This is a genomic window from Terrimonas alba (genome assembly GCF_042434975.1).
GTDB lineage: Bacteria > Bacteroidota > Bacteroidia > Chitinophagales > Chitinophagaceae > Terrimonas_B > Terrimonas_B alba.
This window is the reverse complement of record NZ_JBHMQM010000023.1, coordinates 1-1909: the sequence shown is the minus strand read 5'-3', so window position 1 is coordinate 1909 and position 1909 is coordinate 1. Positions and strand designations below refer to the sequence as shown.

Annotated in this window: 1 protein-coding gene; it reads right to left on the bottom strand. The window is 43.4% G+C overall.

Annotation, left to right across the window (positions count from 1 at the left end; genetic code table 11):
- Positions 1–280 precede the first annotated feature (280 nt).
- Entirely contained in the window at positions 281–979 is a 699-nt protein-coding gene (locus tag ACFEL9_RS25995; protein WP_385896299.1) for a hypothetical protein, read from the bottom strand.
- Positions 980–1909: the final 930 nt, after the last annotated feature.

Genomic DNA, 1909 nt, shown 5'->3' with positions numbered 1-1909 from the left:
GAAACCTGAACAAGAAAGATGGAAAGCAGAATTAAAAAGATTTTTGAATTCACGGGTTCTCAATTTATTGCACCTTATGTCCATCAGCTTTCTGCTGTGCCGGTATTTTTTGTTCGTCTGCCAGAACTGAAGCTGATAAATGTTTTATTGTTGAAGATAAATAATGAAGCCGAAAATTGAACGTCGGGCCGGATCAAAAGCTGAAGGATGTACAACTGTTGATGCTGCGTTGGGTCTGCCGGCATAGCAGAAAACTGCTGTTAGCGGTAGGCTTTCTGTGTCAAAAGTCTGTTTCACCATATTCAATTTTTCCAATTGTCACGTCGTCTTGTAGTGAATAGTAAACAAATTTTTTATTGTCTTTTAGATAAACGCCAAATGTCGAAGTATCTAACCATTTTGAGCGTTCCGCCAGCTTATATATACTGTCGTACCAAAACCAGTTTTTCTTCTCAACAACCTTTACCTTCTTTGTTTTGTCAGCTAAGATAAAAGCTAAATACAGAGAAGTTGTTTCTTCTGTTTTTTCAACTTGCACATATGCTATTGTTTTTTTGTCTCTGGATTTCTTCTGCGGATAGTCGAGTACGAATTTGAAGTTGCTCTGCCGGACACGTTCATATGCATTCTCAAAAATTGAAGTGTCCCAGTGGTAAGTTCGGGCAAGTTTCAGGCAAGAACTGTGAACAATGTCAAGGATGTATTGATACTTCTCCAATCGCTGCAGGGATAAATATCTGTCTTCATCTATTACGTTTGCAATACTGCAAATAGCTCCAAAATAGTTTGGTTCGTCCCACTTCAACTCTTTGTCGATATGGATACAAATTCGGCCTGTCCTTGGGGGCTTATAGCCATTCAGCATTCTGTGGTAAAAATCACAGATATAGTTTTTCTTTCTGCTGAAGTCAGCGTCTTCAGGAAGAGAAGGGATTTTTAAGCCGTCATAGTAGATGGTAATGTCAGTAAGAGGCCACATGCTATAGGATGTCTTTTAAGCTTACCGCTAACGATCGGGATTTACGAAGTGCCCACGGATGGAGCAGATGCGGGAGCGAAAGCCAGAGGCTTTCAGCGAAGCAGCTGCGAGAATCTGTGGGTACGTGGAAATTTATCGGGGCATTTTGTAAATCCTTTTGTTCGCCGCAGGTGACTTGCACAAAGTTCACCGCCCGATAAATTTACAAGTAAATCCCGATCGTTCGACCGCAATAGCTTAGGAGAAAAAGACCGGGAGTCCGCAAAGCGGACGAAGGGATTTTTCCTTGTGCGAGGCATTGCGGTCGAACGGCCAAGGCTTTGCGATGTGGCGATAGTCTGTGTTAATGTCGCCTGGTAAGTTATTCAACAGTTGACCAATGAACTCCAAGCCCAGCCCATATTCTATCCCGCCATTTCGCCAAGCAGATGCGGGAGCGAAAGCCAGAGGCTTTCAGCGAAGCAGCTGCGAGAATCTGTGGGTACGTGGAAATTTATCGGGGCATTTTGTAAATCCTTTTGTTCGCCGCAGGTGACTTGCACAAAGTTCACCGCCCGATAAATTTACAAGTAAATCCCGATCGTTCGACCGCAATAGCTTAGGAGAAAAAGACCGGGAGTCCGCAAAGCGGACGAAGGGATTTTTCCTTGTGCGAGGCATTGCGGTCGAACGGCCAAGGCTTTGCGATGTGGCGATAGTCTGTGTTAATGTCGCCTGGTAAGTTATTCAACAGTTGACCAATGAACTCCAAGCCCAGCCCATATTCTATCCCGCCATTTCGCCAAGCATCTATGTAAAAGCGGTAATTTAAGCAACCATTTTTTAACTGTAGTCCACGGTTATTACGTGGCTACCAAAACTTAATAAGATGTTGTCTCAAACTACCGCCACACCAAAATTATTCATTGGCATGGATGTGCACAAAAAAAG

What these genes read in the sequence shown, in the direction of transcription:
- ACFEL9_RS25995 (WP_385896299.1), bottom strand. Translation starts at nt 979, where the DNA reads ATGTGGCCTCTTACTGACATTACCATCTACTATGACGGCTTAAAAATC.